General features: G+C 63.3%; 2 protein-coding genes. Both read right to left on the bottom strand.

Translation table 11 applies throughout. The features are described 5' to 3' along the window. On the bottom strand, positions 1–905 hold a 905-nt coding region (locus FFS49_RS41785), incomplete at its 3' end, for an FAD-dependent oxidoreductase (protein ID WP_171026925.1). 71 nt (positions 906–976) lie between these two features. Next, a complete protein-coding gene (gene merP, locus FFS49_RS41780) occupies positions 977–1252 on the bottom strand; it encodes a mercury resistance system periplasmic binding protein MerP (RefSeq protein WP_003131872.1) in 276 nt (91 codons plus the stop codon). Positions 1253–1266 lie beyond the last annotated feature (14 nt).

Below are 1266 nucleotides of genomic sequence, written 5' to 3'. Positions count from 1 at the left end.
CTGCGCGCAAGGATCGTGACCTGGCTACCCAGCCGGGCGAAGGCTTGCGCCAGTTCCAGCGCCACCACCGACGAGCCGATGACGGCCAGGCGTTCGGGAATGGTGTCGCTGACCAAGGCCTCGGTCGAAGTCCAGTAGGGTGACTCTTTCAGGCCCGGAATCGGCGGCATGGCCGGACTGGCACCCGTGGCGACCAGGCAGCGGTCGAACATCACGACGCGCTCACCACCCTCGTTCAAACTAACGATAAGGCTCTGGTCGTCCTTGAAACGCGCTTCACCGTGCAGAACGGTGATGGCTGAATTGCCGTCCAGGATGCCTTCGTACTTGGCATGACGGAGTTCTTCGACACGGGCCTGCTGCTGGGCCAGCAGCCGCTCGCGCAAGATCGTCGGCGGTGTGGGTGGCATGCCGCCGTCGAATGGGCTTTCCCGGCGCAGATGGGCGATGTGGGCGGCGCGGATCATGATCTTGGACGGCACACAACCGACGTTGACGCAGGTGCCGCCGATGGTGCCGCGCTCAATCAGCGTGACCTGCGCGCCTTGCTCGACGGCCTTCAGTGCTGCCGCCATCGCGGCTCCACCGCTGCCGATCACGGCGACTTGCAACGGGCGCTCGCCGCCGCTGCCCTTGTCGGCGGCACCCATCCAGCCGCGCACCTTGTCGAACAGCCCAGTGCGGTTGTCGGTCGGCGGGGCATCGGCGAGCATCGCTTTGTAGCCCAGGCCAGCCACGGCGGCGGTCAGTGCGTCCGGCGCTGTGCCTGGATCAAGGGCGAGCTGGGCCGCGCCCTTGGCATAGGACACTATGGCAGATTGGACGCCGGGTACTTTTTCCAGCGCTTCCTTGACGTGCGCCGCGCACGAGTCGCAGGTCATGCCGGTGATTTTTAGATGGGTCATGCGACAGATCCTTTTTCGTTTGTGGTAGCAGACAAGGGCGTCAGATGTGCTGCGCTGCCGTTTTCAGTGCCTCACTTCTTGACGCTGGACGGATAGCCTGCGTCTTCGGTGGCCTTGGTCAGCTTCTGCACGCTGGTCTTGGCATCATCGAAGGTGACAACCGCTTCGCGTGTCTCGAAGGTCACGTTAACTTTGCTGACGCCTTCGACCTTGGAAATCGCCTTCTTGACGGTGATCGGGCAGGTGGAGCAGGTCATGCCAGGCACGGACAGCGTGACGGTCTGAGTGGCGGCGAACACGGGGGCAACGAAAGCGGCGAGAGCGAGGGAGGCAAACAGCTTTTTCATGATGAACTCCTGAT

This window comes from Burkholderia sp. 4NA327C6, assembly GCF_005502655.1.
Taxonomy (GTDB): Bacteria; Pseudomonadota; Gammaproteobacteria; order Burkholderiales; family Burkholderiaceae; genus Burkholderia; species Burkholderia contaminans.
This window is presented reverse-complemented; position numbering and strand designations above follow the sequence as displayed.